Genomic DNA, 24508 nt, shown 5'->3' on the forward strand with positions numbered 1-24508 from the left:
GCCTGGGCGCGACAGGACAGGTGTCGGCGGCGGCGCCGCCCGGAGGTCTCGGGGGTGTCAGACCTGGGCGCCGGACAGGCGCTCCACGGCCCGCAGCAGCGCGGAGTGGTCCAGGCCGCCGTCGCCCTGCGCGCGCAGGGAGGCCACCAGTTGGGCGACCACGGCGCCGACCGGCAGGGCCGCGCCGACGTTGCGGGCCGCGTCGGTGACGATGCCCATGTCCTTGTGGTGGAGGTCGATCCGGAAGCCCGGCTTGAAGTCCCGGTTCAGGAAGTTGTCCTTCTTGCGGGTCAGCACGGTCGAGCCGGCGAGCCCGCCGCCCAGGACGTCCAGCGCCGCCTTGAGGTCCACGCCGGACTTCTCCAGGAAGACCACGGCCTCGGCGCACGCCTGGATGTTCACGGCGACGATGAGCTGGTTGGCGGCCTTCACGGTCTGACCCGAGCCGTGCGGACCGCACAGCACGATGGTCCTGCCCAGCGCCTCGAAGATCGGCTTGGCCTGGTCGAAGTCGGCCTGCTCCCCGCCGACCATGATCGACAGCACGGCCTCCACGGCGCCGGCCTCGCCGCCGGACACCGGGGCGTCCAGCACCCGGACGCCCTTGTCGCGGGCGGCGGCGGCCAGGTCGACGGAGGTCTGCGGGGTGATCGAGGACATGTCGATCAGCAGGGCGCCCTGCCGCGCGTTCTCCAGGATGCCGTCCGGGCCGTACGCGATGGCCTCGACCTGCGGCGACGCGGGCACCATCGTGATGATCACGTCGGCGTCCCGGACGGCCTCGGCGACCGAGGGGGCGGCGGTGCCGCCGGCCGCGGTCAGCCGGTCCAGCTTCTCCTGCTCCAGGGTGAAGCCGGTGACGTCGTAGCCGGCCTTGATCAGGTTCTCCGACATGGGGGAGCCCATGATGCCGAGGCCGATCCAGGCGATCTTGGGAAGGGTGTTGCTCATGGTGGGGTGCCTTTCGGTGACGAGATCAGCGGGGCAGCCAGTCGAAGGCCTGGGCGCTCGGGCGGTCGCCCGGCTTGTACTCCAGGCCGACCCAGCCGTCGTAGCCCGCCTTCTTCAGCTGGTCGAGGAGGTCTTCCAGGGGCAGTGAGCCGGTGCCGGGCGCTCCGCGCCCGGGGTTGTCGGCGATCTGGACGTGGCCGGTCTTCGCCGCGTACTCCTCGATCACCGCCGGCAGGTCCTCGCCGTTCATGGACAGGTGGTACAGGTCCATGAGGAACTTGGCGTTGCCCAGCCCCGTCGCCTCGTTGACCTTGTCGACGACGCCGATCGCGGCCGGCGCGGAGACCAGCGGACACCGCGGCGACTCGGGCTTGTTGAGGGCCTCGATCAGCAGGACGGCCCCGATCCGGTCGGCGGCGCGGGCCGCGAGGACCAGGTTCTCCAGGGCGAGCGCGTCCTGCTCGGCCGGGTCGACGCTCTCGACGCGGTTGCCGTAGAGCGCGTTGAGCGCCTTGCACCCGAGGGACGCGGCGAAGTCCGCGACCACGTCGATGTTCGCGCGGAACCGCTCCGACTCCTCGCCGGGGATCGACAGGGCGCCGCGGTCCGGGCCCGGGAGCTCGCCGGCGTAGAAGTTGAGGCCGGTGAGCTGGACGCCCGCCTCCTCGATCGCCCGCTTCAGGGCGTCGAGCTCGGACCGCTCAGGGGTGGGGGAGTCGACCCAGGGCCACCACAGCTCGACCGCGGTGAAGCCGGCCGCGGCCGCGGCGGCCGGGCGCTCCAGGAGCGGGAGTTCCGTGAAGAGGATCGACAGGTTGACGTTGAAGCGCTGGTCTGCGAATCCCATCGGGGTCGGCGCTCCCTTCCTGCTGAGTGTTTCCGTGTGTTTCCGTATTGCGGAAGTTGGTTTCTGCTTAACGGAAGAGTGCCCGCGGTGGGCGGGGACTGTCAAGACCGGCCCGCAAATCGCCCCTGCCCGGGAGGCGGTGGGGCGCGTTAGGTTGTGCGCGTGCGACTGAGAGTGGAATTCACGACCGAACCCTTCGACCTCGACGAGCCGCCCGCGCACGCGCTGGTGGCGCGTGAGGTCATCGAGGGGGCCGCGCTGGACGCCGTGGACGTGGGTCCCTTCGGCAACACCGCCGAGGGCGGCGCCGACGAGGTGCTGACCGCCGTGGACGCCCTGCTGCGCAAGGCGCTCCAGGCCGGCGCCACCCGGGTCTCGCTCCAGGTCAATGTGGTCGGGGAGGGCGACGAGTGACCGGCAACGAGTCCTTCATCGCCGCGGTGAAGCCCTTGGTCGACGCCATGGGCGGGATGCTGATCGCCCCCGACGAGGCGAACGCCGACGACGTGGTGCTGGCGTGGGAGGGCGTCGACGTGGTCGGCGTCCGGCTGCCGCAGCTCGCCGACTCCCTCGACCACATCCTCGCGGCCATGGAGCGCCGCCAGGGCAAGCCGCTGTCCGAGCTGGACCGCAGGTCCAAGCAGGAGGTGGTGCGCATACTGGAGGCGCGGGGCGCCTTCTCGGTACGGCACGGCGTGGAGACGGTGGCCGGTGCGCTCGGCGTCAGCCGGTTCACCGTCTACAACTACCTGAACCGCGACAAGCAGGCCTGACCTGGGCTTCGCCTCCGGTGTGCGACCGCCGTCCCGTGCAGTGCGGGGACGGCGGTTTTTTGTTGCCCCGAATTTTCAACAAACTGTTGACGTGATGTTTCGCAGGGCGTTAGCTATCCGCAGCCCGTTCAGTACGAAGGCCGACAAGGCCAACGGAGGCTCCCGTGACGTCCACTTCCACGCCGCCGGGCCTGGCCCGCTTCAACGCCCTGGAGGAGCGCGCGGCCTCCACCGCGCTGCGGGAGGCGTGCGCCTCCACCGCCTGGGCGGACCGGCTCCTCGCCGCCCGCCCCTACGCCGCCGCCGAGGACCTCTACGGCGCCAGTGACGCCGCGACGGCCGAGCTGACCGACCGGGACCTCGACGAGGCGATGGCCGGACACCCGCCGATCGGCCGCCCCAGGCCGGGCGACCCGACCTCGGCCCGCGAACAGCGCGGCATGGCCGGCGCCTCCGAGGAGCTGAAGGCGGAGATGCTGGAACTGAACCTCGCCTACCAGGAGAGGTTCGGCCATGTCTTCCTGATCTGCGCCACCGGCCGCACCGGTGAGCAGATGCGCGACGCGGTCAAGGAACGGATCGGTCACTCGCCCGAGCAGGAGCGGGAGATCGTCCGCACCGAGCTGGGGAAGATCAACCGCATCCGACTGGCCCGACTCGTCGAAGAGGACGCCTGACACCATGAGCACCAGCACCACCGCCTCCGTGTCCACGCACATCCTGGACACCTCCGCCGGCCGCCCCGCCGAGGGCGTCGCCGTCCAGCTCTCCGCCCGCGCCGGCAGCGCGGCGGACTGGAAGTCGCTCGGCGGTTCCGCGACCGACGCCGACGGCCGGTGCAAGGACCTTCCGGCCCTGCCGGAGGGGACGACCCACGTACGGCTCGACTTCGCCGTCGAGTCGTACTTCGAGAAGAAGCAAGCCGATGCGCAGCAGGACGCCCCCGCGAATCGGGACAGCGGACCCGGTGTGTTCTTCCCGGAGGTGGCGATCACGTTCGCCGTCGTGCCGGGCGAGCACTACCACGTACCGCTGCTGCTCAACCCGTTCGGCTACTCCGTTTACCGAGGGAGCTAGCAGACATGGCAGTGAATCCCCGCCCCGCCCACCCTGTGATGCTGGGACAGAACCAGTACGGCAAGGCCGAGAACCGGGTCGTGAAGATCACGCGGGACGGCGCCACCCACCACATCAAGGACCTGAACGTGTCGGTCGCCCTGAGCGGCGACATGGACGAGGTCCACTACTCCGGCTCCAACGCCAGCGTGCTGCCGACCGACACCACCAAGAACACGGTGTTCGCGTTCGCCAAGGAGTACGGGATCGAGTCCGCCGAGCAGTTCGGCATCCACCTCGCCCGGCACTTCGTCACCTCGCAGGAACCGATCCACCGGGCGCGGATCCGCATCGAGGAGTACGCCTGGGAGCGGATCGCGACCTCCGACGCCAACTCCAGGTTCATCGGCGCCGACGAGGTCAAGCACTCCTTCGTGCGCCAGGGCCAGGAGACCCGGCTGACGCAGATCACCTACGACGGCTCGTCGTGGGAGGTCGTCTCGGGTCTGAAGGACCTGGTCGTGATGAACTCGACCAACTCCGAGTTCTGGGGCTTCGTCAAGGACAAGTACACGACGCTGCCGGAGGCCTACGACCGCATCCTGGCCACCCAGGTCTCCGGCCGCTGGCGGTTCAACTGGACCGACGACGAGCAGAAGATGCCCCAGTGGGAGAAGTCCTACGAGCAGACCAGGAAGCACATGCTCCAGGCCTTCGCCGAGACGTACTCGCTGTCGTTGCAGCAGACGCTGTACCAGATGGGCTCGCGCATCATCCTCAACCGCAGCGAGATCGACGAGGTCCGCTTCTCCCTCCCGAACAAGCACCACTTCCTGGTGGACCTGGAGCCGTTCGGGCTGAAGAACGACAACGAGGTGTACTTCGCCGCCGACCGGCCCTACGGCCTCATCGAGGCCACCATCCTGCGGGACGGCTGCGAGGCCAGGATCCCGACGGACCTCACCAACCTCTGATCGCCCCCTTTTCGGCACCCGCGGCCGGCGGAGACACAGACTCCGGCTCCCCGGCCGCGGCACTCAAAACCCCAGGGTCCTGCCGTGCCCTCTCCTCCGAAGTCCGCTGAGCGAAAAGGACGCACCATGGCAGCAGCCCAGCGCATCGTCATCGAGAACTGTGCGATCGCGACCGTCGACGCCGACGACACCGAGTACGCCTCCGGGTACGTCGTCCTGGCCGGCAACCGCATCGAGGCGCTCGGCTCGGGCAAGGCCCCCGAGAACCTGGAGGACGTCGTACGCCGTATCGACGCCTCCGGCCATCTCGTGACCCCCGGACTGGTCAACACCCACCACCACTTCTACCAGTGGATCACCCGCGGTCTCGCCACGGACCACAACCTCTTCAACTGGCTCGTCGCCCTGTACCCGGTCTGGGCGCGCATCGACGAGCAGATGACGTACGCGGCCGCCCAGGGCTCCCTCGCGATGATGGCCCGCGGCGGCGTGACCACCGCGATGGACCACCACTACGTCTTCCCGCGGGGCTCCGGCGACCTGTCCGGCTCGATCATCCGCGCCGCCCGCGAGACGGGTGTCCGCTTCACCCTCGCCCGTGGCTCGATGGACCGCAGCGAGAAGGACGGCGGCCTGCCGCCGGACTTCGCGGTCGAGACCCTCGACGGCGCGCTCACCGCGACCGAGGAGACCGTCGAGCAGCACCACGACGCCTCCTTCGACGCCATGACCCAGGTCGCCGTCGCGCCCTGCTCCCCGTTCTCCGTCTCCACCGACCTGCTGCGCCAGGGCGCCGAACTGGCCCGCCGGCTCGGGGTTCGCCTGCACACCCACGGCTCGGAGACCGTGGAGGAGGAGAAGTTCTGCCACGAGCTGTTCGGCATGGGCCCGACCGACTACTTCGAGTCCACCGGCTGGCTCGGCGAAGACGTGTGGATGGCCCACTGCGTCCATATGAACGACTCCGACATCGCCGCCTTCGCCCGCACGAGGACCGGCGTCGCCCACTGCCCCTCCTCCAACGCCCGCCTCGCCGCCGGCATCGCCCGCGTCCCCGACATGCTCGCCGCCGGTGTCCCGGTCGGCCTCGGCGTCGACGGCACCGCGTCGAACGAGTCCGGCGAACTCCACACCGAACTGCGCAACGCCCTGCTGATCAACCGTCTCGGCGCCCAGCGCGAAGCAGCCCTGAACGCCCGTCAGGCGCTGCGCCTCGGCACCCACGGCGGCGCCCAGGTGCTCGGCCGTGCCGACCAGATCGGCTCCCTGGAGCCGGGCAAGCTGGCCGACCTCGTGCTGTGGAAGCTGGACACCCTCGCCCACTCCTCCATCGCCGACCCGGTGACCGCGCTGGTCTTCGGCGCGGCGGCCCCGGTCACGGCCGCGTTCGTGAACGGCCGCCAGATCGTCGAGAACGGCCGGCTGCTCACCGTCGACGAGGACGCCATCGCCCGTTCCACCCGGGACGAGGCGCAGCGGCTGGCACGGATCGCCGCCCAGGGCTGACCTGCCCGAGACTCCGGCCGGGAGGGACGGCTCCCGGCCGGCAGCCGTGGACCCGAGCGGGGTCCATGGCGGCCGTGTCCGGGGCGCGCTCGCACGAGTGCGCCCCGGAACGGTCCCCGTCACCCCCGGTCCCGCACGACCGGCGCACCACCTCCCTGAAACCCACGGCAGCCTTCCCGCGCGGCCGTGTACCCGACCGGAGGAGCCGCCGTGGCCGCTCAGCCCGATGCCGTACCGCCCACCGCCCCCGAGCAGCGAGCCGTCCATCCCGTCGACGAGAAGCTTCCCGTCCTGAAGATGGCGACCAGCGGCCTGCAGCACGTGGCCGCCATGTACGCCGGAGTCGTCGCGCCGCCCCTGATCGTCGGCGCCGCGATCGGCCTGACCCCCGCCGAACTGACCTTCCTCACCGGCGCCTGCCTGTTCACCGCCGGCCTCGCCACCTTCCTGCAGACCATCGGCGTCTGGAAGATCGGCGCCAGACTCCCCTTCGTCAACGGCGTCACCTTCGCCGGGGTGGCCCCCATGACGGCGGTCGTCGCCGCCACCGACGACAAGTCCGACGCCCTGCCGATCATCTTCGGCGCCGTGATCGTGGCCGGACTCCTCGGCTTCCTCGCGGCGCCCTTCTTCAGCAAGATGGTCCGCTTCTTCCCGCCGGTGGTCACCGGCACCGTGATCACCCTGATCGGCATATCCCTGCTGCCGGTCGCCTTCGGCTGGGCGCAGGGCGCGAGCCCCACGGCCGACGACTACGGCTCGGCCACCAACCTGGGCCTCGCCGCCGCCACCCTGGTCATCGTCCTGGTGCTGCGCCGCTTCACCCGCGGCTTCGTCAAACAGATCGCTGTCCTGCTCGGCCTCGTCGCGGGCACTTTGGTCGCCGTGCCGTTCGGCGTCACGGACTTCGGGCCGGTCGCCGAGGCGGACGTCGTCGGCTTCCCCACCCCGTTCCACTTCGGCGCCCCCCAGTTCCAGATCGCCGCGATCGTCTCGCTGTGCGTGGTGATGGTGGTGTCGATGACCGAGTCGACGGCCGACATGCTGGCGCTCGGCGAGATCGTGGACCGCCCGGCGGACGAGAAGACCATCGCGGCCGGTTTGCGCGCCGACACCCTGGGCTCGGCGATCAGCCCCCTGTTCAACGGCTTCATGTGCAGCGCCTTCGCCCAGAACATCGGCCTGGTCGCGATGACGAAGATCCGCAGCCGGTACGTCGTCGCGACCGGCGGTGCCTTCCTGGTGCTGATGGGCCTGTGCCCGATGGCGGCCTCGCTGATCGCCGTCGTACCGCGTCCGGTGCTGGGCGGCGCGGGCGTGGTCCTGTTCGGCTCGGTCGCCGCGAGCGGTATCCAGACCCTGGTCCGGGCCGGCCTCGACAAGGACAACAACGTCCTGATCGTCGCCGTCTCCCTCGCGGTCGGCATCATCCCGATCACCGCGCCGGAGTTCTACCACGCCTTCCCGGAGACCGCGAGGATCGTCCTCGACTCGGGCATCTCCACCGGCTGCGTCGCCGCGGTGCTGCTGAACTTCGTCTTCAACCACCTCGGCCGAAGCCATGACGCCCAGGACGTGACCCACCCCATGGAGGCGGGTGAGGAACTCACCGGTCAGCCGGGCCGGGCCCCCGCCACGCCATGAGGTCCGCGAACGACTCCGCCTGCGCGGCATGGTGCCCTTGGCCACCGCCGCAGCGGCAGTCCGGCCTCGGTGGCGTACGGCGTCTTCCCGTCCAGGCAGCCGGAGTTGCCGACGCGTCCCGGTCCAGCCCCCTCACGGCCGGCGCCTGGCTCGGTCTGCTACGTCGTGGGGCCATGGGACCGGAGCCGTGCGGGCCGGGGCGCCGTCCCGCATCCGAGTTCGGGTGCGGCCGGTCAGAGCCCGAACCGGGCGGGGTCGTTCGCCAGCTTCTTGAAGTACGCCTGCGGCTCGGGCAGCAGCCTGCGCTCCTTGAGGTCCAGCAGCCCGCCGACCCCCTCCAGCTCGGCGGCCACCGTGCCGTCGGTCTTGCGGATCGTCTGGCGGATCCGGAACACCTTGCCCTCGCCCCACTCGAAGACGCAGGTGATGTCCACCTCGTCGCCCGCGAGCAGCTCCCGCCGGTAGCGGATCGTCGTCTCCAGGACCACCGGGCCCACACCGGCCGCGGCCAGGCCGGGCTGGGTGATCCCCGCCTCCTGGAGCAGCGTCCAGCGGGCGTGCTCGGCGTAGCTCAGATAGACGGCCTGGTTGAGGTGGCCCTGCACATCGGTCTCGTACCCGCGGACCGTCACCCGGACGGAGAACGGCTCGGTCATGGCTTTCCCCCTGTTCTGGTCGGCGCCGTGGCCCGTGCTCCCCGGCATGCCCGTCACGCCCATCATGCCCTGCGCGGGGAAGCCAGCAGATAGCGCGCCCGCGTCCGTGGCTCGGTGTACTCGCCGACCTGCCAGCCCGCCTCCTCCAGTGTGGCCGCGCACGCCCGCAGCGCCGCCGGGTCCGGCTCGTACACGGCGACGGCCTCCGGCTGCGGGGTCGCCCGCACCCGGTAGCCGGCGAGGTCCTGACCGGCGGGACGATGCTCACCGGCCTCCAGCGCCAGCGCGGCGGCCTGCACCAGATGCGTCCGCTCCCAGCCGCACGGCCGGTCCGTGGCACCGTCGGTGTTCGTCATCCGGCGCAGCTCCAGCAGGCCCTGCCAGGCGCTGCGCACCTCGCGGGCCCGCCCGGGACCGGCGTGCGGCACGCTCTCCTCGCCCCCGATCCGCGCCGCGAACACACCCGTCGCCGCGGGGGCCTCGGGCTGCTCCGGCTCGGCCTCCCGTATCCGGTGCCCGGCGGGCGTCAGGAAGTGGTCGTGCGGCGGCCGGGGGTGCCGGAACGCCAGTCCCCGCTTCACCAGCGCCGCGAGCTGCGCGTCGGTGCCCCGCAGCCGCCCGGTCACCGGATCGGCGGCGTCGATGACACGCCGCTGGGCGGCGGTCGGCGGTCGTGTCACGGCATGCTCCCTCCCGGCGCTGGGCACTGGCCCCACCGCTTCGAAGGCTACGACCCGGCTCTGACATTCCACCCGGCGACGACGGGCCGCCCGTGTTCGGTGCCGAGCCGGCCCAGCGCTCCCGTCGCCAGCTGGAACAGGGCGCCGTCCCGCGGCGGCAGCCCGAGCCGCCGGGCGGTCAGCACCCGCAGGAAGTGCCCGTGCGACACCAGCACCACCACGCCCTCGGTGTCGGCGAGGGCGGCGTCGACCTTGCCGAGCATCCGGTCGGCCCGGGCCCCGACCTGGCGCACGCTCTCCCCGGGGTGCTCCGGCGGTCCGGGCACCACCCCCTCGGTGAACAGGAACCAGCCGGGGCGCTCCCGCTGGATCTCGACGGTGGTGACGCCCTCGTAGCCGCCGTAGTCCCACTCCAGCAGATCGGCGTCGACCCGCACCGGGCCGTGCAGCCCGATGAGCTCGGCCGTCTCGCGGGCCCGTTGCAACGGGCTGACGAAGCAGGCCCCGATCCGGTGCGACCGGATCAGCGGCACCAGCGCGCGTGCCTCCTCGCGGCCGTGCTCGGTCAGCGGGACGTCCGTCAGACCGGTGTGCCGCCCGGAGCGCGACCACTCGGTCTCCCCGTGCCGCACCAGCAGTAGATCACCCATGCGGCACACGCTAAGCGGCCGCTACTGCCGGTACCCGCCGAGGAATCGCCCGATCCGCCCGATCGCCGCCTCCAGATCATCCGCGTGCGGCAACGTCAGGATCCGGAAGTGATCCGGCGCCGGCCAGTTGAAGCCCGTCCCCTGGACGACCTGGATCTTCTCCCGCAGCAGCAGGTCCAGCACGAACTTCTCGTCGTCGTGGATCTTGTGCACCTTGGGGTCGATGCGCGGGAAGGCGTACAGCGCGCCCTTGGGCTTCACGCACGACACACCGGGGATCTCGTTGAGCTTCTCCCATGCCACATTGCGCTGTTCGTGCAGTCGGCCGCCCGGAGCGGTCAGCTCGTGGACGGACTGCCGGCCGCCGAGCGCGGCCTGGATGGCGTACTGCGCGGGCGCGTTGGCGCACAGCCGCATGGAGGCCAGCATGGTCAGGCCCTCCAGATAGTCCTTGGCGTGCTGCCGGGGCCCGGTCACCACCAGCCAGCCGGAGCGGAAGCCCGCTACCCGGTAGGTCTTCGACAGGCCGCAGAAGGTCAGGACCACCAGGTCGGGGGCGAGCGCCGCGGCCGAGTGGTGCACGGCGTCGTCGTACAGGATCTGGTCGTAGATCTCGTCGGCGAAGACCATCAGGCCGTGCCGGCGGGCGAGGTCGAGGACGCCTTCGACGATCTCCTTGGGGTAGACCGCGCCGGTGGGGTTGTTGGGGTTGATGAGGACCACGGCCTTCGTCCGGTCCGTGATCTTCGAGGCCATGTCGTCCAGGTCGGGGTACCAGTCGGCCTGCTCGTCGCACAGGTAGTGGACCGCCTTGCCGCCGGCCAGCGTGGTCACCGCCGTCCAGAGCGGGAAGTCGGGGGCGGGGATCAGGATCTCGTCGCCGTCCTCGACCAGGGCCTGGACGGCCATCGACACCAGTTCGGAGACGCCGTTGCCGAGGAAGACGTCGTCGACGCCGACCTGGAGGCCCAGTGTCTGGTAGCGCTGGGCCACCGCGCGGCGGGCGGAGAGGATGCCGCGCGAGTCGGTGTAACCGTGCGCCTGGGGCAGCATCCGGATCATGTCCTGGAGGATCTCCTCCGGCGCCTCGAAGCCGAAGAGCGCGGGGTTGCCGGTGTTCAGGCGCAGCACGCTGTGGCCCGCCTCCTCCAGCGCGTTGGCGTGCTCGATCACCGGGCCGCGGATCTCGTAACAGACCTCGCTCAGCTTGTTCGACTGCCGGAACTCCATGCGGTGCGCCCCTCCGGTTGTGGTGTTGCTTGGTTTTACCAAGTGCGAGCTTGGAAAGTCCAACGACATGTCTAGACTGCGTCGCATGCCACCTCGTCGAAGTTACGACCAGTACTGCTCCGCCGCCCGTGCGCTCGACGTCGTGGGTGACCGCTGGACCCTGCTGATCGTCCGTGAACTGCTCGCCGGTCCGCGCCGGTACACGGACCTGCACGCGGACCTGCCGGGCGTCAGCACGGACGTACTCGCCTCGCGGCTGAAGGACATGGAGCGCGACGGGCTGACGACCAGGCGCCGGCTGTCGCCGCCCGGTGCGGCGTACGTGTACGAACTCACGCCGCGCGGGCGCGCGTTGCTGCCGGTGCTGCAGGCGCTCGGCGAGTGGGGGCAGCCCGCGCTCGGTGAGCGGCGGCCCACGGACGCCGTCCGGGCGCACTGGTTCGCGCTGCCCCTGCTGCGGGCTCTGGAAGGCGAGGGGCTCGTCGAAGTGCGGCTGGAGGAAGGGGACTTCCATCTGTACGTCGGCGCCGGGTCGGCGGCCGTGTACGGCGACGGGCCGGCGCCCGGTGAGCCCGACGCGCTGCTGGTCCTCGGCACGGAGACCTGCACGGCGGTCGCCCGCGGCGAGGTGGGCGTGGCGGAGGCGGTACGGGACGGCCGGATCACCGTGTCCGGGGACGGCACCCTGGCCAAGGCGCTGCGGGAGGCGTGAGGAAAAGGCGTGAGGAAAAGGCAGGAGGCCCGCACGGGGCGGGCCTCCTGAGCGGGCGTCGGCGCCCAGGGCGTCAGACTCCGGTCGGCCGTCCCGACCCCCGGGTCAGCGCGTACCCTCCGATGCCGGCCAGCGCGGCCAGCGCGCCGCCCACCGCGGTCCACACCCACCGGCTGGACCACCAGCCGGAGGTCCAGCCGTCCTCGGGCTCGATGCTCGACAGCACCGCCGCGTCCTCGTCGTCCTTCTGGGACGTGACGGCGGCTCCCGGCACCAGCGGCTCGGCCAGCGAGCCGTCCACCGCCGCCGCGCCGCCGATCTCCTTGGACTCCACCCGCACCTCGGCGCCCACCGGCAGACCCAGGTCCGACGTCGGCAGGCCCACCGCCGTGAGGCGGAGGTAATACGTGCCCGGCAGCGGGTCGTTCGCCCACGGCTCCGCCCAGGCGCGGACCGTGCGCAGCGTGCAGGCCAGCTCCAGCGAGGCCGCGTCCGCGGCGGCGGTGCGCGACTGCGCCCCGTACTGGCAGGCCTGCCGGCGCCGCAGACCGTCGTACACGTCGATCTGCCAGGTCTCGGCGGCGTGCGTCTGCGGCAGCTTCACCGTCGCCTTGACGGTGGGTCGCTGACCGGCGTCCGCGGGGAACGACCAGTACAGGTAGTCGCCCGCGGAGGCGTCCGCGGTGGCCGTCTGCCCCTGCACGAACTCGGCGGCCGTGCGGAACGACGTGCCCGCCTGGACGGGCGCCGTCGCGCCCTGAGCCGACGGGTCCGGCGACGGCGAGTCGGCCGCGGCCGGTGCGGCGGCCCATCCGAGCGCCAGCAGCGCCACGCCCAAAGCCTTCACGACACGCATCAGTTGGTCCTCCAGACCGCGACCCGCCAGCGTGACAGCCAGCCCCACAGCACGCCGGCGACGAAACCGGTCAGGACGAGGGCGCCGAGCAGCCACCAGCCGCGCCCGAGGCCGAAGGCGGCCACGTCGTGCGACGGCGAGGGGCCGTCGACGACGTCGATCGTCAGCTCCACCGGCAGCCCGGGGGTGGTCTTCACACCGGAGGCCGCCGAGAAGGAGTGGGTGACCTGGAGGCACACGCTCTCGGCCACGGGCTCGTCCTCGTCGCTGTCGCGCTTCGGGTAGCGCAACCCCGTCGAGACCACGTCCGTACGGCCGTTGCCCGCCGCCTCGCCCCGGACGATCTCGCGGCCCTTCGCCGTGACCGCCCGCAGCAGCACGCCGTGGGCCGGGGTGACGTCGCGGTCCGCGGACACGCTCACGGAGGCGCGCAGTTCCTGGCCGGGCAGCACGTCCACCCGGTACCAGCGCTGCTGCCCGAACTCCTCGCGGTCGGTGAACAGGCCGGACTTCAGCGTCGGCGCCTCGCCGCACTGCTGCGCGCCCTCGGTGGCCACCGGCGTCACCACCGGATCGGCCGCCCGGTCCACCAACTGGTTCACCCGGTCGGTGAGTTCGTCCGTGTGCTGCACCGACGTGTAGGTGCCGCCGGTCGCCTCCGCGATGCAGCTCAGCTGCTGCCGCATCTTGGTGTTGGGCACCAGGCCGAGCGTGTCGATGGTCAGTCCGATGCCCTTGGCGGCTATCTCGCGGGCCACCTCGCACGGGTCGAGCGGGGCGCAGGTGTCCTCGCCGTCGCTGATCAGCACGATGCGCTTGGAGCCGGTGCCGCCGTCGAGGTCGCCGGCCGCCTTCAGCAGCGCAGGACCTATCGGGGTCCAGCCGGTCGGCGCCAGCGTGGCCACCGCCGCCTTGGCCTCGGTCCGGTCCAGCGGGCCGACCGGGTAGAGCTGGGCGGTGTCCTTGCAGCCCGTCTTCTGGTCGTCGCCCGGGTAGTTGGCCCCCAGGGTGCGGATACCGAGCTGTACGTCCTCGGGGGTGGCGTCCAGCACCTCGTTGAACGCCTGCTTCGCCGCCGCCATGCGCGACTGGCCGTCGATGTCCCGCGCCCGCATCGAACCGCTGACGTCCAGGACGAGGTCGACCTTGGGCGCGGCGGCCGTGGTCTCGTCGGCGAGCGCCGTCGACGGGAGCGCGATTCCCGCCGCCAGCGCGGCGAGCAGGGCGCAGGCCCCCACCGCCAGCCGTTGTCTTGTGATCATCGGCGGATCCTATTGATCAGAGGTGTCGCCCTCCAAAACGGGAGATCGTCGGGCCCGCACGGCGGACCGTCCGGCTCCGGAACAGCCGGTCAAAGAACCGGAACCACCGGTCAGAGAAGGGGATTGGGCAACTGCGCCCACAGGTCGCCGGCCCGCCCCGGTGACAGCCGCATCAGCGTCAGCGCCTTGGTCGGCAGCGGCTCCTCGCGCAGCGCCGCGAGGTCGGCAGTGCGCGGCAGCTCGCGTACGGCCGTCTCCAGGGCCGCCGCCAGCCTCGGTGCCGATCCCGCGGTCCCGGCCAGCGCGCCCGCCACCAGCGAGCCGAACAACTTGCGCCGCAGCGCCGTCACGTCGTCCGTGACGATCCTGGCGGGCAGACCCGGGTCGGGGATGCCGTGCCGGGCCAGCCGGGCCGGGCTGACCCGGATGTCGGCGAGGTCGCGGTAGACCAGCCGCACCGGCGCGCCGCTCGCCGACAGCACGACCAGGAGGTTCTGGCCGTGCGCCTCCAGCGCCACACCCAGGTCCAGCAGCCGCAGTCCGACGCCGAGCGCGAGCCGCGCGAAGTCGCCGAGCCAGGCCCCGGACCGCGCGAGTCCCGTGGTCCCCAGCGCCGCCACCGGCAGCACCCGCTCACCCGGGCCCTCGTACTCCCGCGGCGACTCGCGCAGCACGGCCGCCAGGTCCGGCGACCCGTCCGTGACCGCGCCCAGCGTGCGCGTGACGTGCAACAGCCCGTCCGTGCGTGCCGCCAGTTGCTCCGCGAACGCCGAGAGGGTCATGGACGCCGCCACCGAAGGCACCGAGATGTCCCGCACCGACGAGGTGAGACGCGCGCTGAGCGCCGTCTTGACGTGGACCCCGTCGTCCAGGGCGAGGGTGCGCAAGGACATCAGCGGGTGCCCGGTGAGCTGCTCCTCGCAGGGCCGCTTCAGCACGTGCGCCGCCTGCCAGGGATGCACCGGGACCAGCACCCGCCCCCCGTCCCGCATACGGTCCGGCCACGCCCCGGTCACCAGACAGGCCTCGGCCGGAACCGGCACCAGCCCGAGCCCCACCAGCGGGCGGTGCTCGGGGGCGAGGGAGAGCTGCTCGGCCACCGAGAAGCCGAGCCGCGAGCGGCAGTTGGGGTGGTACGGATGCCCGTCCACCACCCGCTGCTCCCACTCCCAGTCCTTCTCGGGCCGCTCCTGCGGGTGAGTCGGCTGCGCCGCCCTCGACAGGGCCAGGGACGCGGCGCTGTGGTCGAGTTCCAGGGCGAGTTCCGCGCCGTGCGGTACGGCGAGCTCCGTCATCAGCCGTGCCGGACGGCCGTGACGCACGTCGTCGAGCCGTACGTCGCCGACGTAGGCGGCGGTCGCGTACGGGTCCGGGGCGGGGCCGTGCAGCCGGCGGCCGTCGCGCAGCCGCAGGGTGACGCCCTCCGGCCCCGGCACGCGGCCCTCGATCCAGGGGAGCGGCTCATGGGTGAGCGCACGCCACAGGCGTGTCAGTACGGCCGCCCGGGCGGCGGGCAGTTCGGCCGCGTACCGCGCGGCGAGGTCCGGGCGGACGACGGACAGCTCGTCGGCGACCTCGGCCTCGGCGGTGGGGGGACGGTGCACGGGCGGGCTCCTCGGGAACGAGTCGGGGCAGGCTGGCCTGACCGCGGCGGTCACGGCGGGGGGTGACGACCGCGATACTGATCGTCTCCGCCCGAATGAACCGTAGGGAACGAGTGGAACGCGTGGACCTCATCCCCCCAGCCGGCGGCGCCGACGCCGTGGCACCCGGCGATGTCGCCGATCCGGCCGACACCTACGCGGCCGCACCCCTGCTCAACTGTCTGCTGCGCGAGGTGGCGCGGCCCCTGCCCGGTCGGGACGGCGTCCACCGGCTGCCCGGCACCGACCGGCTGCTACGGGTACGGGGCGGCCGGCGGCCCACCGCACCCGAGGTGTACACGCCCCACGGGTGGCAGCGCCTCGGCCACGCCGAACTCGTCAAGCTCGTCACCGAGGAACTGCGCCGCCACACCGGCCTGTCCAACCACGAACTGCCCGCCGAGATGTCCGACAGCCGTGACGCCGTCGCCGCCGTCCTCGCCGTACGGGCGCGTGCCACCCCACCGGACGATCCCTACCTGCGCTCCGAGCAGTCCCTGATCACGGGCCACCCCCACCACCCCGCGCCCAAGGCGCGCGGCGGCGGACCGGTCGCCGGCTGGCTCCCGTACGCCCCGGAGGCGTACGCCCGCTTCCCGCTCGTCCTGCTCGGCCTGCGCGAGGACACCGTCGTCGAGGAGGGCGACACCTCGGCCCTCGACGCGCTCGGCGAGCCCCCGCCCGGCTACCGGCTGCTGCCCGCCCACCCCTGGCAACTCGACCTGACCGCCCGCGCACTGGCCCCGGCCTTCGCCGACGGCCGGCTGATCCGGCTGGGCACCACCACCGCCCCGGTGCACCCGACGGCCGCGATCCGCACGGTGTACGCCCCGGAGCGCGACCTGTTCCTGAAGTTCAGCCTCGACGTGCGCATCACCAACGACGTGCGGCGGCTGTGGCGGCACGACCTGCTCATGCTGCGCCGTACGGACGCCGCCACGAGCCGGGCCCTGGCGGACGGCACCGCGGCCTGGCTGTCCGACCGGGGCTACCGCACCGCCGGCTTCGCCTTCGAGGAACTGGCCGTCCTGGTCCGCGACGGGCTGCGCGGCCACCTCCTGCCGGACACGACCCCGTACCTGGCCGCCGGGCTGGTCGAGGGCTTCACCGGCAGCCCGCTGGACGGCCCTACGGACCCGGCGCGCTGGTGGGAGGCGTATCTGCGCCACATGGTGCCGCCCGTCCTGGCGGCCTTCGCCGACCACGGCGTCGTCCTGGAGGCACATCTGCAGAACTCGCTGGTGGCCTGCGACGCGGGAGGAACGCCGGTGCAGGCGCTGTTCCGGGACGCGGAAGGCGTCAAACTGCTGCCGGACGTGGAGCGCGCCGCCGGGTGGGAGCGGCTGGTGTACTGCCTGGTCGTCAACCACCTGGTGGAGCTGGCCGAGGCTCTCGCCGAACGGCATCCGGGCCTGGACCCGTGGCCCGCCGTCCGCCGCGAACTGGCCCGGCACGACCTGCCCGAGATCGCCGGGCTGCTGACCGCGCCGACGCTGCCCGCGAAGACGAACCTGCTGCTGCGCTGGACGGGCGCGGACGGGGCCGACGCCCGCTACCGGCCGTTGCCCAACCCGCTGGCCGAGGGATAGGCCCCGGTCACCTGTTCGCACATCTGGCTTAGTCTGACCGGTGTGCCGCGCGGTGGTCGGCCAGGTTCAAAGGGGCGGAGCATGCTGGAGCCGGTGGGTCTCACGGACGCCGAGACCGATGCGTATCGCGCCCTCGTCGTCGCCGTCTCGGCGTCGGTGACGGACGTGTCCTCGGCGACGGGCACGGACGCCGGGGCCGCCCGGCGCCTCCTCGCGGCGCTGGAGGTCAAGGGCCTGGCCCGCGCGGTGGAGGGCGCACCGGGACGGTTCGTCGCCAACCCGCCCGATGTGACCCTGCTGCCTCGGCTCGAACGGCGCGCCGGTGACCTGGACAAGGCCCGCGCCGTCATCTCCGAGCTCATGGAGGCCTACCGCCACCATGCCTGGGCCCGTGACGCGGGTGAGGTCGTCGAGATCATCACGGGCGCCGGGGCGCTGCGCCAGCGCCTCCAGCAGATCCAGTCCACGGCCCGCCGGGAACTCCTGTGGTTCTGCAAGGCGCAGTACGTCGCGATGCCGTCGGGCACCAACCAGGCCGAGTTCGACGCCATGGCCGAAGGGGTCGCCTACCGGGTCCTGTACGAGCAGGCGTTCTTCGACGACGCGGGCGCCGTCGACAACGTCGTCAAGGCGGTGCGGGCGGGTGAGGTGGCGCGCGCCGTGCCCGCCCTGCCGCTGCGGATGGCCATCGCCGACCGGTGCCTGGCCATCTGCCCCCTGGCGCCGGCCGGCCCCGCGGGCGACCCCCGGGACGTCACGGCCGCGGTCATCCGCGGCAGCAGCCTGCTGGGGGCGCTCGTGGCGCTGTTCGAGCGCTACTGGGAGATCGGCGTCCCCCTGCACGTGACCCCGGAGGGCCGGCTCGGCGGATCCGGCGCGAAGCCCGACCCCACCGCGCTCACGGCGGACGACCGGCACCTGCTCTCGCTGATGGTCGCAGGGCTCACCGACCAGGCCATCGCCGGCCAGCTCGGCATCAGCCGCCGCACCGTCCAGCGGCGCATCCAGGGCCTGATGAGCCTCGCGGGCGTCGCCACCAGGATGCAGCTGGGCTGGCACGCCGCCCGCCGCAACTGGATCTGAACCCCCGGTGCGCCGGTCCGCGCACCGGGGGAGCAGCTCAGGCGCGGGCGGGCTGGGCGTACAGGCTCTTGCCGCCGCAGACGTACAGCACCTGGCCGGTGACCGACCTGCTCGCGGGCGAGGCGAAGTACCGGGCGGCCCAGGCCACGTCGGCCGGTTCGCCCAGCGTGCCCATGGGCTGGGCCAGCAGCAGCCGGTCCATCACCTCCTGGGGCTCGCGGCGCAGCAGCGGAGTGTCGATCAGGCCCGGCGCCAGGCAGTTGACGGTGATGCCGTACTTAGCGAGCTCGATGGCGAGCGACCGGGTGGCGGAGACGACACCGCCCTTGGAGGAGGCGTAGGCGAGCTGCCCGTACCAGCCGAGCCAGGCCCGGGACGCCACGTTGACGATGCGCCCGGTCCGCCGCGGGATCATGGAGGCGGCCGCCGCCTGGCTGCACAGGAAGACGCCGGTCTGGTTGACGGCGACGGTCCTCGCCCACTCCTCCTCGGTGATGTTGCGCACGCCGTGGTCGATGCTGATGCCCGCGTTGTTCACGAGGACGTCGACGGGGCCGAGCCGCTCCTCGACGCCGGCGAAGAGCCCCCGCACCGCCTCGCGGGAGGCGACGTCCACCGGCAGCCCGACCGCCGTGGCGCCCAGCTCCGAGAGCTGCCGCGCGGCGAGTTCCGCCCGGTCGGCGTCGATGTCCGCGATGGCCACGCTCGCGCCGGCGGTGGCGAACTCGCGGGCGATCGCCAGCCCGATGCCGCTGCCGGCACCGGTCACCACGGCGACCTGTCCGCCGAGATCCATGGGGTCTCCTTCGTTCGCGTCGTTCGCGTCGTTCGCGTCGTTCTGGTCGCTCTGGTCGTTCTCGTTCATCGTGCTTTCCGGTCTCAGACGGACAGGCTGGACAGCAGACTCGCGCCGCCGCAGACGTACAGGACCTGGCCGGTGACGTAGCCGCTGCGGGCGTCCGCGAGGAACGCGGCGGTCTCGGCGATGTCCCGCGCGGTCACCGGATGCGGGGTGAGTGCCTCGGGCTCGTACAGATGGGTGTTCTCGGGGCGGCCGGAGTCGCGCAGCGGGCTGCCCTCGGGCGGCAGCGCGGCGACCACGTTCACCGTGATGCCGCTGCGGCCGAGCCTCAGCGCCAGGCTGCGGGCCGTGGAGACCAGCGCCCCGCTCTCGGCGGCCAGGTCGGGGCGGCTCGGCCAGCCGAGGCCGTCCCGGCTCGCGACGACCACGACACGACAGCCGCCGTCCTCGCGGGACCGCAGGTGCGGACCCAACTGGTCGAGCGCGGCGAGGAGTTGCTCGGCGGGTCGGCCGCAGACGTCGTCGTCCAGCAGTCCCGGCTCGTAGACCAGGGCGTCGAGGGGACCGGCCGGTTCGGCGGGGGTGTCCACGGCGGTCCGGACGTCGTGTCCGGCGGACGCGAGCCGGTCGGCGATCGCGCGCGCCGTGGCGGTGCCGGCCGGGTCCAGGACCAGGGCGCGGCGCGTAGGGGTGGGGTCGGACATCGGGGGAGGGCCTTTCGGTCGGCTCAGTCGGAGGTGAGGATGTGGACGGAGCACGCCCCGTTGTCGACACCGAAGATGCCGCCGCCGGTGACATGGGTGAGGGCGACGGAGGCGTCCGCCACCTGGAGGTCGCCGGCCTGGCCGGTGAGCTGCCAGTACGCCTCGCAGATCTGGGTGGCTCCGGTGGCGCCCACCGGATGCCCGCGGGACATCAGACCCCCGCTGGGGCTGACGGCGACGCGCCCGTCGCGGTCGAACTCGCCGTCCCGCAGGGCCTGGTGGGCCTTGCCGCGCTCCGCGATACCGAGGGCCTCGGCGTGCAGGAGCTCGGCGATGCTGAAGGCGTCGTGCAGTTCGACCAGATCGAGGTCGCCCGGCATGAGACCGGACATGTCGTAGGCGGCCCGGGCCGCGCGCTCGGTGATGTCCGGCCAGGTCATGTCCCGGTACCCGGTGTGGAAGGTGCCGGACCGCACGACGCTGGCGCGCATCCGCACACTCGGCGTCCCCAGCGCACGGGCGACCTCCTCGGTGCACAGCAGCACCGCGGCGGCGCCGTCGCTGTTGGGGCAGCAGTGCAGCAGCCGCAGCGGGTCGGCGACCGGCCGGGAGTCGGCGACGTCCTGTGCGGTGACCTCGCGCCGGAAGTGCGCGCGCGGGTTCAGGGCGCCGTTGCCGCGGTTCTTGACGGACACCGCGGTCAGGTCGTCCACGGTGGCACCGAAGTCGTGCAGGTACCGCTGGGCACGCATGGCGTACGCGGCCGGCATCACCATGCCCTGCTCGATCTCGATGTCATTGGTCGTCAGCGGCAGCGTGCCGCCGCCGAACGCCGAGAGGTTCTCGGCGCCGAAGGCGATCACCGCGTCCGCGGTCCCGGAGGCCACGGCCTGCCAGCCCAGGTGCACGGCGGAGGCACCGCTCGCGCAGGCGTTCTCGACGGTGAAGACCGGCTGCCCGGACACGCCGACACGCTGCAGGACGCGCTGGGTGAGCAGCGAGCCGCCGTACGTGGAGCCGCCGAAGCCGGCGTCGACCGCGTCGGGGGTGATGCCGGTCCGGTCGAGCAGTTCCTTGACGGCGCGGTGGCCGAGCTCGGCGGCGTTCAGGGTGGGGTGCTTGCCGAACGGCTGGACGGCCGCGCCGGCGACATGGACGGGCCTCATCGGGTACCTCCGGTGGGGTCTGCGCCGCCGTCGACCGGGGTCACGGCGTACGAGGTGAGCACGGATTCGCCGGACCCGGCGAGGGGAGCGACGGTCAGCCGGACCGGGGTGCCCGGCGCCGGTGCCTCCTCGGCTCCCGGGACGTGGGCGAGCAGACGGACGCCGCTGATGTCGACGTAGGTCAGGACGTACGGGGCCCGGAAGCCGCGCGGGGCGATCCGTACGACGGAGGAGGCGTAGACGCGTCCCTCCGGGTCGCTGCGGATGTCCCGCACGTCGTCCGACGCGCATGTCGAGCACGTCCGGCGGGGCGGGAACCAGCGGGCGGCGCAGTTGTCGCAGACGGTGAGGGTCAGCGTCGTGCGCTCCCCGTCCTGGTGGGTCCACTCGGCCCCGACCCGGCGGTCGGCGGGCGGTGGCGGCTGCGTTGACGGCATGGTGTGCGAAGTCCTTTCGGAAGAGGGGTCAGCGGCCGTGGAACTCGGGCGGACGCCGCTCGGCGAAGGCGGTACGGCCCTCCACCCGGTCCTCGGTGTCCCGCAGCACGCCCCACATCAGCTGCTCGACGGCGATCGACTGGGTCAGCGGCAGGTCCTGCGTGCGGTCGGCGAGGGCCTTGAGGCTCCTGATCGCCAGGGGGCCGTTGGCGGCGATGCGGTCGGCGACGTCCAGGGCGGTGGGCAGCAGGTCCTCGGTCGGCACGAGGTCGCTCACCAGGCCGATGCGGTAGGCCTCCTGGGCGTCGACGCGGTCGCCGGTGAGGAGCATCTTCATGGCGACGGCCCGGGGGAGGGCCCGCAGCAGCCGGGACACACCGCCCACGGCGGGGACGCTGCCCACGCGCGGCTCCGGCAGGCCGAAGGTGGCGTTCTCACCGGCGATCCGCAGATCGCACTCGAGGGCGATCTCGGCGCCGCCGCCGAGGGCGTGCCCGTTGACGGCGGCGATCAGCGGCTTGCCGATGTTCAGCTCGCTGAGGGTGAGGGCGCGTACGTACAGACCCTCCTCGACGCTCTGCTCGTACGGGGCGTAGTACGAGCTGGCGAACGGGGTCTTCGGCGGGAGCGTCTTCTTCAGGTCGGCTCCGGCGCAGAAGGCGCGGTCCCCGGCGCCGGTGATGATCCCGACGGCGAGTCCCGGGTCGTCGCGGAACGCGCGCAGGGCTTCGTTCAGCGCGCGCATCGTCTCCACGTCCAGGGCGTTGAGCGCCTCGGGGCGGTTGATGCGCACGATCAGTGTCCTGTCGGTGCGCTCGGTCTCGATGGCCATGGTCAGCCCACCACTCCTTCTTCAGCGAGGCGTTCGTAGGTGTCCGGGTCCAGGCCGAGGAGGTCCTGGCAGACCTCGCGGGTGTCCGCGCCCAGCAGGGGCGCCGGGCCGCGCAGTGCGCCGGGGGTGGCGGACAGCCGGTACGGGATGTTGTCGTAGACGCTGGGGCCCATCTCGGGGTGGTCGAGGACGACCCAGTGGCCCCGGGCTTGCAACTGGGGGTCGGCCAGCACCTGTGCGGCGTCGCTCACCGCCGCGGCCGGAACGCCCGCCGCGGTGAGCGCGTCAGCCAGCTCGCCCGCCTGCCGGGTGGCGGTGGCCGACGCCATGAAGCCCTCCAGCTCCTGCCGGGCGGCCTGGCGCCCCTCGGCGGTCGCGAGGTCCGGCCGGGAGGCCCACCGCGGGTTGCCGAGCGTCCGGGTGAGCGCCGTCCACTGGCGGTCGGTGCTGACACTGACGGCGCACCAGCGGTCCTCGCCGGCGCACGGATACACGCCGTGCGGTGCCGCGACCGTGTCCTCGTTGCCCTGCCGGCCGGCCGGCAGACCGGCGGCCGCCGCGAGGAGCGCGGGACCGACCACGTTGACCGTGGACTCCAGCTGGGCGAGCTCGATGTACTGGCTCTCGCCGGTCCGGCGCCGTCGGCGCAGTGCGGCGAGCACCGCGACCGCGGCGTGCAGCGGGTTGGGCACGTGGTCGGGGTAGTTGGTGCCCGTGCCCACCGGGGGCCGCCCGGAGTGGCCGGTCAGGCCCAGCAGCCCGCCGGCGGCGGCGATGGTCAGGCCGTAGCCCCGGAAGTCGCGGTGCGGTCCGGCGTTGCCCTGCATCGGCATGTCCAGATAGACGACGTCCGGCCGTACTTCGAGGACGTCGTGGTAGCCGAGGCCGAGCCGGTCCATGGTGCCGGGAGTGAAGTTGTTCGCCACGACGTCGCTGCGCGCGATGAGTTGGAGGGCGAGGTCCCTGCCGCGCGGATCCTTCAGGTCCAGGCAGACGGACCGCTTGCTGGTGTTGCGGTTGGCGAAGTAGCCGCTGCGGTCGGTGCCGGGGGAGCCGTCACGGAAGGGGGCCATGGCGCGGATCGGGTCGGTGCGCGTCCGGGACTCGATCTTGATGACGTCGGCGCCGTGGTCGGCGAGCGGTTTGGTCAGGAACGGGCCCGCGCCGACCCAGGTGAAGTCGGCGACGCGTATCCCGTCGAGGGGGAGCCGGGAGGGCATGGTGCTGTTACTCCTTGGTGCCTGCGGGCGTGCGGAGGGGGGCGGCGGCCGGTTCGTCGCCGGACAGGGCGTCCAGCACGGCGCGGGTGTGGGCGCCGGGCACCGCCGGTACGTCGCCCGGGGCGACGGCGAGACCGTCGAAGCGGTACGGCGACCCGGGGAAGGGGAGCGCCGCGCCGCCGACGGCGAGCGTGCGGAAGAAGTCCCGCCCGGTCAGCTGAGGGCTGCTCAGCAGGTCCCGCGGGGTGGAGACGGGCGCGATGCTGATCCCGCGCCGCTGCCCTTCCTCGTAGAGCTCCCGTTTGGTGCGGGGGGCGGCGAACCGCTCGAAGAGCGTCCGGAACTTGTGCACCCCGCTCGCGCTGCGGCGCCAGGCCCGCTGCCGCCAGCGGGGCTCACGCAGTCGGGCGGCCTCGGTCAGGCCGTCGGCCTCCAGCCACTCGGTGATCGCGTCCCAGGCGAGCGGGAGCCCGCCGAGGCCTCCCACCAGGTAGATCCAGCCGTCGGCGCAGGCGAACAGACCCGTGCCGGCCTCGGCGGGGCCCGCGCCGACGCGCGTCCTGACGACGCCTTCGAGGTCGACGTACTGGACGGCGTTCTCCAGCGAGTGGGCGACAGCCTCCTGCGCGGACACGTCCACGACCTGGCCGTGGCCGCCGTCCTCCAGGGCGAGCACGGCGATCAGCGCGGCGGTCGCGGCGTGCACCCCGGCGATCACCGAGCTCTGTTCCCCCCAGGCCCGTACGGGCGGCAGGTCCGGATCGCCGGCCAGCGCGAGCAGCCCGCCCGCCGCGAGCAGGGTCAGGTCGCAGGCCGGGCGGTCGGCCCAGGGCCCGGTGAGGCCGAAGGGGCTGACGGAGACATGGATCAGACCCGGATGCCGGCGGGTGACGTCCTCGGGGTGCAGCCGCCGGGCGCGCAGCTGTGCCGGACCCTCACTCGTGAGCAGGATCTGGGCCGTGGCCAGCAGCCGCTCCAGTTGTTCGGCCTGGCCGGGGTCGTCCAGGTCCAGGACGACGCTGCGCTTGCCGGCCTCGGTGAAGGCGAACGAGAGGCTCGTGCCGTCCCCGGTCAGCGGGGGCACCGCGCGCTCGGGTGCGCCGCCCGGGGGCTCGACGCGGACGACGTCGGCGCCGAGGTCGGCGAACAGGCGGCCGGTGTACGTGCCGAGGCGGGTGCTCAGGTCGACGACGCGCAGACCGTCGAGCGGGCCGGGACTGTTGGGTGCGGTCATG

At 72.7% G+C, this 24508-nt stretch carries 26 protein-coding genes; 10 read left to right on the forward strand and 16 right to left on the reverse strand.

The window, feature by feature from the left end; translation table 11 throughout:
* Positions 1 to 57 precede the first annotated feature (57 nt).
* Positions 58 to 951 (reverse strand): 2-hydroxy-3-oxopropionate reductase, encoded by an 894-nt coding sequence (locus tag ACZ7LV_RS12335; protein ID WP_471938468.1) that lies wholly within the window; start codon positions 949 to 951, stop codon positions 58 to 60.
* Positions 952 to 976: 25 nt separating this feature from the next.
* Positions 977 to 1798: a TIM barrel protein gene (locus ACZ7LV_RS12340; protein ID WP_471938470.1), complete on the reverse strand. Its 822-nt coding sequence runs from the start codon at positions 1796 to 1798 to the stop codon at positions 977 to 979.
* A 162-nt stretch (positions 1799 to 1960) separates the two neighbouring features.
* On the opposite strand from ACZ7LV_RS12340, the gene ACZ7LV_RS12345 reads away from it, so the two are divergent.
* From ACZ7LV_RS12345 to ACZ7LV_RS12375, 7 genes are all read left to right on the forward strand, one after another.
* The gene (locus ACZ7LV_RS12345; protein WP_471938472.1) at positions 1961 to 2212 is read left to right on the forward strand and encodes a YkoF family thiamine-binding protein; all 252 of its coding nucleotides are present in this window, start codon (positions 1961 to 1963) and stop codon (positions 2210 to 2212) included.
* Positions 2209 to 2571 (forward strand): helix-turn-helix domain-containing protein, encoded by a 363-nt coding sequence (locus ACZ7LV_RS12350; RefSeq protein ID WP_471938474.1) that lies wholly within the window; start codon positions 2209 to 2211, stop codon positions 2569 to 2571. The genes ACZ7LV_RS12345 and ACZ7LV_RS12350 overlap by 4 nt, the downstream gene beginning before the upstream one ends.
* A 164-nt stretch (positions 2572 to 2735) precedes the next feature.
* Complete coding sequence (gene uraD, locus ACZ7LV_RS12355; protein WP_471938476.1) at positions 2736 to 3248, forward strand: 2-oxo-4-hydroxy-4-carboxy-5-ureidoimidazoline decarboxylase; 513 nt, start codon at positions 2736 to 2738, stop codon at positions 3246 to 3248.
* 4 nt (positions 3249 to 3252) lie between these two features.
* The gene (uraH, locus tag ACZ7LV_RS12360) at positions 3253 to 3648 is read left to right on the forward strand and encodes a hydroxyisourate hydrolase (RefSeq protein WP_471938478.1); all 396 of its coding nucleotides are present in this window, start codon (positions 3253 to 3255) and stop codon (positions 3646 to 3648) included.
* A 5-nt stretch (positions 3649 to 3653) separates the two neighbouring features.
* Positions 3654 to 4601, forward strand: coding sequence for a factor-independent urate hydroxylase (gene pucL / locus ACZ7LV_RS12365; protein ID WP_471938480.1), 948 nt, complete (start codon positions 3654 to 3656; stop codon positions 4599 to 4601).
* Between the two features lie 126 nt (positions 4602 to 4727).
* Positions 4728 to 6107, forward strand: a complete 1380-nt coding sequence (locus tag ACZ7LV_RS12370; protein ID WP_471938482.1) for an 8-oxoguanine deaminase — start codon at positions 4728 to 4730, stop codon at positions 6105 to 6107.
* Between the two features lie 297 nt (positions 6108 to 6404).
* On the forward strand, positions 6405 to 7751 hold the full coding sequence (locus ACZ7LV_RS12375) for a nucleobase:cation symporter-2 family protein (protein WP_471939202.1): 1347 nt from the start codon (positions 6405 to 6407) through the stop codon (positions 7749 to 7751).
* Positions 7752 to 7984: 233 nt separating this feature from the next.
* Here the strand turns inward: ACZ7LV_RS12375 and ACZ7LV_RS12380 are convergent, their stop codons facing one another.
* From ACZ7LV_RS12380 to ACZ7LV_RS12395, 4 genes are all read right to left on the reverse strand, one after another.
* Positions 7985 to 8407, reverse strand: coding sequence for an acyl-CoA thioesterase (locus ACZ7LV_RS12380; protein WP_401665386.1), 423 nt, complete (start codon positions 8405 to 8407; stop codon positions 7985 to 7987).
* A gap of 62 nt (positions 8408 to 8469) precedes the next feature.
* Entirely contained in the window at positions 8470 to 9087 is a 618-nt protein-coding gene (locus tag ACZ7LV_RS12385) for a hypothetical protein (protein WP_471938484.1), read from the reverse strand.
* A 47-nt stretch (positions 9088 to 9134) separates the two neighbouring features.
* Entirely contained in the window at positions 9135 to 9737 is a 603-nt protein-coding gene (locus ACZ7LV_RS12390) for a histidine phosphatase family protein (RefSeq protein WP_471938486.1), read from the reverse strand.
* A gap of 21 nt (positions 9738 to 9758) precedes the next feature.
* On the reverse strand, positions 9759 to 10967 hold the full coding sequence (locus tag ACZ7LV_RS12395) for a pyridoxal phosphate-dependent aminotransferase (RefSeq protein ID WP_471938488.1): 1209 nt from the start codon (positions 10965 to 10967) through the stop codon (positions 9759 to 9761).
* Positions 10968 to 11052: 85 nt separating this feature from the next.
* Between ACZ7LV_RS12395 and ACZ7LV_RS12400 the strand changes: the two genes are divergently transcribed.
* Positions 11053 to 11679, forward strand: a complete 627-nt coding sequence (locus tag ACZ7LV_RS12400) for a winged helix-turn-helix transcriptional regulator (protein WP_471938490.1) — start codon at positions 11053 to 11055, stop codon at positions 11677 to 11679.
* A 73-nt stretch (positions 11680 to 11752) separates the two neighbouring features.
* On the opposite strand, the gene ACZ7LV_RS12405 is transcribed toward ACZ7LV_RS12400, so the two are convergent.
* The 3 genes from ACZ7LV_RS12405 to ACZ7LV_RS12415 form a co-directional block, all read right to left on the reverse strand.
* The gene (locus tag ACZ7LV_RS12405) at positions 11753 to 12535 is read right to left on the reverse strand and encodes a hypothetical protein (RefSeq protein WP_471938492.1); all 783 of its coding nucleotides are present in this window, start codon (positions 12533 to 12535) and stop codon (positions 11753 to 11755) included.
* Positions 12535 to 13797 carry a VWA domain-containing protein gene (locus tag ACZ7LV_RS12410; RefSeq protein WP_471938494.1) on the reverse strand — a complete coding sequence of 421 codons (1263 nt, stop codon included), beginning with the start codon at positions 13795 to 13797 and terminating at the stop codon, positions 12535 to 12537. Before ACZ7LV_RS12410 ends, ACZ7LV_RS12405 begins: the two co-directional genes overlap by 1 nt.
* 110 nt (positions 13798 to 13907) lie before the next feature.
* On the reverse strand, positions 13908 to 15401 hold the full coding sequence (locus tag ACZ7LV_RS12415) for an IucA/IucC family protein (RefSeq protein ID WP_471938496.1): 1494 nt from the start codon (positions 15399 to 15401) through the stop codon (positions 13908 to 13910).
* 113 nt (positions 15402 to 15514) lie between these two features.
* Here ACZ7LV_RS12415 and ACZ7LV_RS12420 point away from each other — a divergent pair, with 113 nt between their 5' ends.
* Together ACZ7LV_RS12420 and ACZ7LV_RS12425 are read left to right on the forward strand one after the other, a co-directional pair.
* On the forward strand, positions 15515 to 17029 hold the full coding sequence (locus ACZ7LV_RS12420; RefSeq protein WP_471938498.1) for an IucA/IucC family protein: 1515 nt from the start codon (positions 15515 to 15517) through the stop codon (positions 17027 to 17029).
* Positions 17030 to 17110: 81 nt separating this feature from the next.
* Entirely contained in the window at positions 17111 to 18112 is a 1002-nt protein-coding gene (locus tag ACZ7LV_RS12425; protein ID WP_471938500.1) for a helix-turn-helix domain-containing protein, read from the forward strand.
* Positions 18113 to 18149: 37 nt separating this feature from the next.
* Here ACZ7LV_RS12425 and ACZ7LV_RS12430 read toward each other — a convergent pair whose 3' ends face one another.
* From ACZ7LV_RS12430 to ACZ7LV_RS12460, 7 genes are read right to left on the reverse strand one after another with little or no spacing between them, the layout of a single operon-like run.
* Positions 18150 to 18977 carry an SDR family NAD(P)-dependent oxidoreductase gene (locus tag ACZ7LV_RS12430; protein ID WP_471938502.1) on the reverse strand — a complete coding sequence of 276 codons (828 nt, stop codon included), beginning with the start codon at positions 18975 to 18977 and terminating at the stop codon, positions 18150 to 18152.
* 14 nt (positions 18978 to 18991) lie between these two features.
* On the reverse strand, positions 18992 to 19618 hold the full coding sequence (locus tag ACZ7LV_RS12435; RefSeq protein ID WP_471938504.1) for an SDR family oxidoreductase: 627 nt from the start codon (positions 19616 to 19618) through the stop codon (positions 18992 to 18994).
* 23 nt (positions 19619 to 19641) lie between these two features.
* Positions 19642 to 20784 carry a thiolase family protein gene (locus ACZ7LV_RS12440; protein ID WP_471938506.1) on the reverse strand — a complete coding sequence of 381 codons (1143 nt, stop codon included), beginning with the start codon at positions 20782 to 20784 and terminating at the stop codon, positions 19642 to 19644.
* Positions 20781 to 21221 (reverse strand): Zn-ribbon domain-containing OB-fold protein, encoded by a 441-nt coding sequence (locus ACZ7LV_RS12445; RefSeq protein ID WP_471938507.1) that lies wholly within the window; start codon positions 21219 to 21221, stop codon positions 20781 to 20783. The genes ACZ7LV_RS12440 and ACZ7LV_RS12445 overlap by 4 nt, the downstream gene beginning before the upstream one ends.
* Before the next feature lie 28 nt (positions 21222 to 21249).
* Entirely contained in the window at positions 21250 to 22053 is an 804-nt protein-coding gene (locus ACZ7LV_RS12450; RefSeq protein ID WP_471938509.1) for an enoyl-CoA hydratase/isomerase family protein, read from the reverse strand.
* 2 nt (positions 22054 to 22055) lie between these two features.
* Complete coding sequence (locus ACZ7LV_RS12455; RefSeq protein ID WP_471938511.1) at positions 22056 to 23273, reverse strand: CaiB/BaiF CoA transferase family protein; 1218 nt, start codon at positions 23271 to 23273, stop codon at positions 22056 to 22058.
* A gap of 7 nt (positions 23274 to 23280) precedes the next feature.
* Entirely contained in the window at positions 23281 to 24507 is a 1227-nt protein-coding gene (locus ACZ7LV_RS12460; protein ID WP_471938513.1) for a CaiB/BaiF CoA transferase family protein, read from the reverse strand.
* Position 24508: the final 1 nt, after the last annotated feature.

The sequence above is a fragment of the Streptomyces sp. NPDC107562 genome, from assembly GCF_055657325.1.

Coding starts and splice junctions, on each gene's coding strand:
- ACZ7LV_RS12335 (WP_471938468.1), bottom strand. CDS start 951: ATGAGCAACACCCTTCCCAAGATCGCCTGGATCGGCCTCGGCATCATG.
- ACZ7LV_RS12340 (WP_471938470.1), bottom strand. CDS start 1,798: ATGGGATTCGCAGACCAGCGCTTCAACGTCAACCTGTCGATCCTCTTC.
- uraH (WP_471938478.1), top strand. CDS start 3,253: ATGAGCACCAGCACCACCGCCTCCGTGTCCACGCACATCCTGGACACC.
- pucL (WP_471938480.1), top strand. CDS start 3,654: ATGGCAGTGAATCCCCGCCCCGCCCACCCTGTGATGCTGGGACAGAAC.
- ACZ7LV_RS12370 (WP_471938482.1), top strand. CDS start 4,728: ATGGCAGCAGCCCAGCGCATCGTCATCGAGAACTGTGCGATCGCGACC.
- ACZ7LV_RS12375 (WP_471939202.1), top strand. CDS start 6,405: ATGGCGACCAGCGGCCTGCAGCACGTGGCCGCCATGTACGCCGGAGTC.
- ACZ7LV_RS12380 (WP_401665386.1), bottom strand. CDS start 8,407: ATGACCGAGCCGTTCTCCGTCCGGGTGACGGTCCGCGGGTACGAGACC.
- ACZ7LV_RS12390 (WP_471938486.1), bottom strand. CDS start 9,737: ATGGGTGATCTACTGCTGGTGCGGCACGGGGAGACCGAGTGGTCGCGC.
- ACZ7LV_RS12395 (WP_471938488.1), bottom strand. CDS start 10,967: ATGGAGTTCCGGCAGTCGAACAAGCTGAGCGAGGTCTGTTACGAGATC.
- ACZ7LV_RS12400 (WP_471938490.1), top strand. CDS start 11,053: ATGCCACCTCGTCGAAGTTACGACCAGTACTGCTCCGCCGCCCGTGCG.
- ACZ7LV_RS12405 (WP_471938492.1), bottom strand. CDS start 12,535: ATGCGTGTCGTGAAGGCTTTGGGCGTGGCGCTGCTGGCGCTCGGATGG.
- ACZ7LV_RS12410 (WP_471938494.1), bottom strand. CDS start 13,797: ATGATCACAAGACAACGGCTGGCGGTGGGGGCCTGCGCCCTGCTCGCC.
- ACZ7LV_RS12425 (WP_471938500.1), top strand. CDS start 17,111: ATGCTGGAGCCGGTGGGTCTCACGGACGCCGAGACCGATGCGTATCGC.
- ACZ7LV_RS12430 (WP_471938502.1), bottom strand. CDS start 18,977: ATGAACGAGAACGACCAGAGCGACCAGAACGACGCGAACGACGCGAAC.
- ACZ7LV_RS12435 (WP_471938504.1), bottom strand. CDS start 19,618: ATGTCCGACCCCACCCCTACGCGCCGCGCCCTGGTCCTGGACCCGGCC.
- ACZ7LV_RS12440 (WP_471938506.1), bottom strand. CDS start 20,784: ATGAGGCCCGTCCATGTCGCCGGCGCGGCCGTCCAGCCGTTCGGCAAG.
- ACZ7LV_RS12445 (WP_471938507.1), bottom strand. CDS start 21,221: ATGCCGTCAACGCAGCCGCCACCGCCCGCCGACCGCCGGGTCGGGGCC.
- ACZ7LV_RS12450 (WP_471938509.1), bottom strand. CDS start 22,053: ATGGCCATCGAGACCGAGCGCACCGACAGGACACTGATCGTGCGCATC.
- ACZ7LV_RS12455 (WP_471938511.1), bottom strand. CDS start 23,273: ATGCCCTCCCGGCTCCCCCTCGACGGGATACGCGTCGCCGACTTCACC.
- ACZ7LV_RS12460 (WP_471938513.1), bottom strand. CDS start 24,507: ATGACCGCACCCAACAGTCCCGGCCCGCTCGACGGTCTGCGCGTCGTC.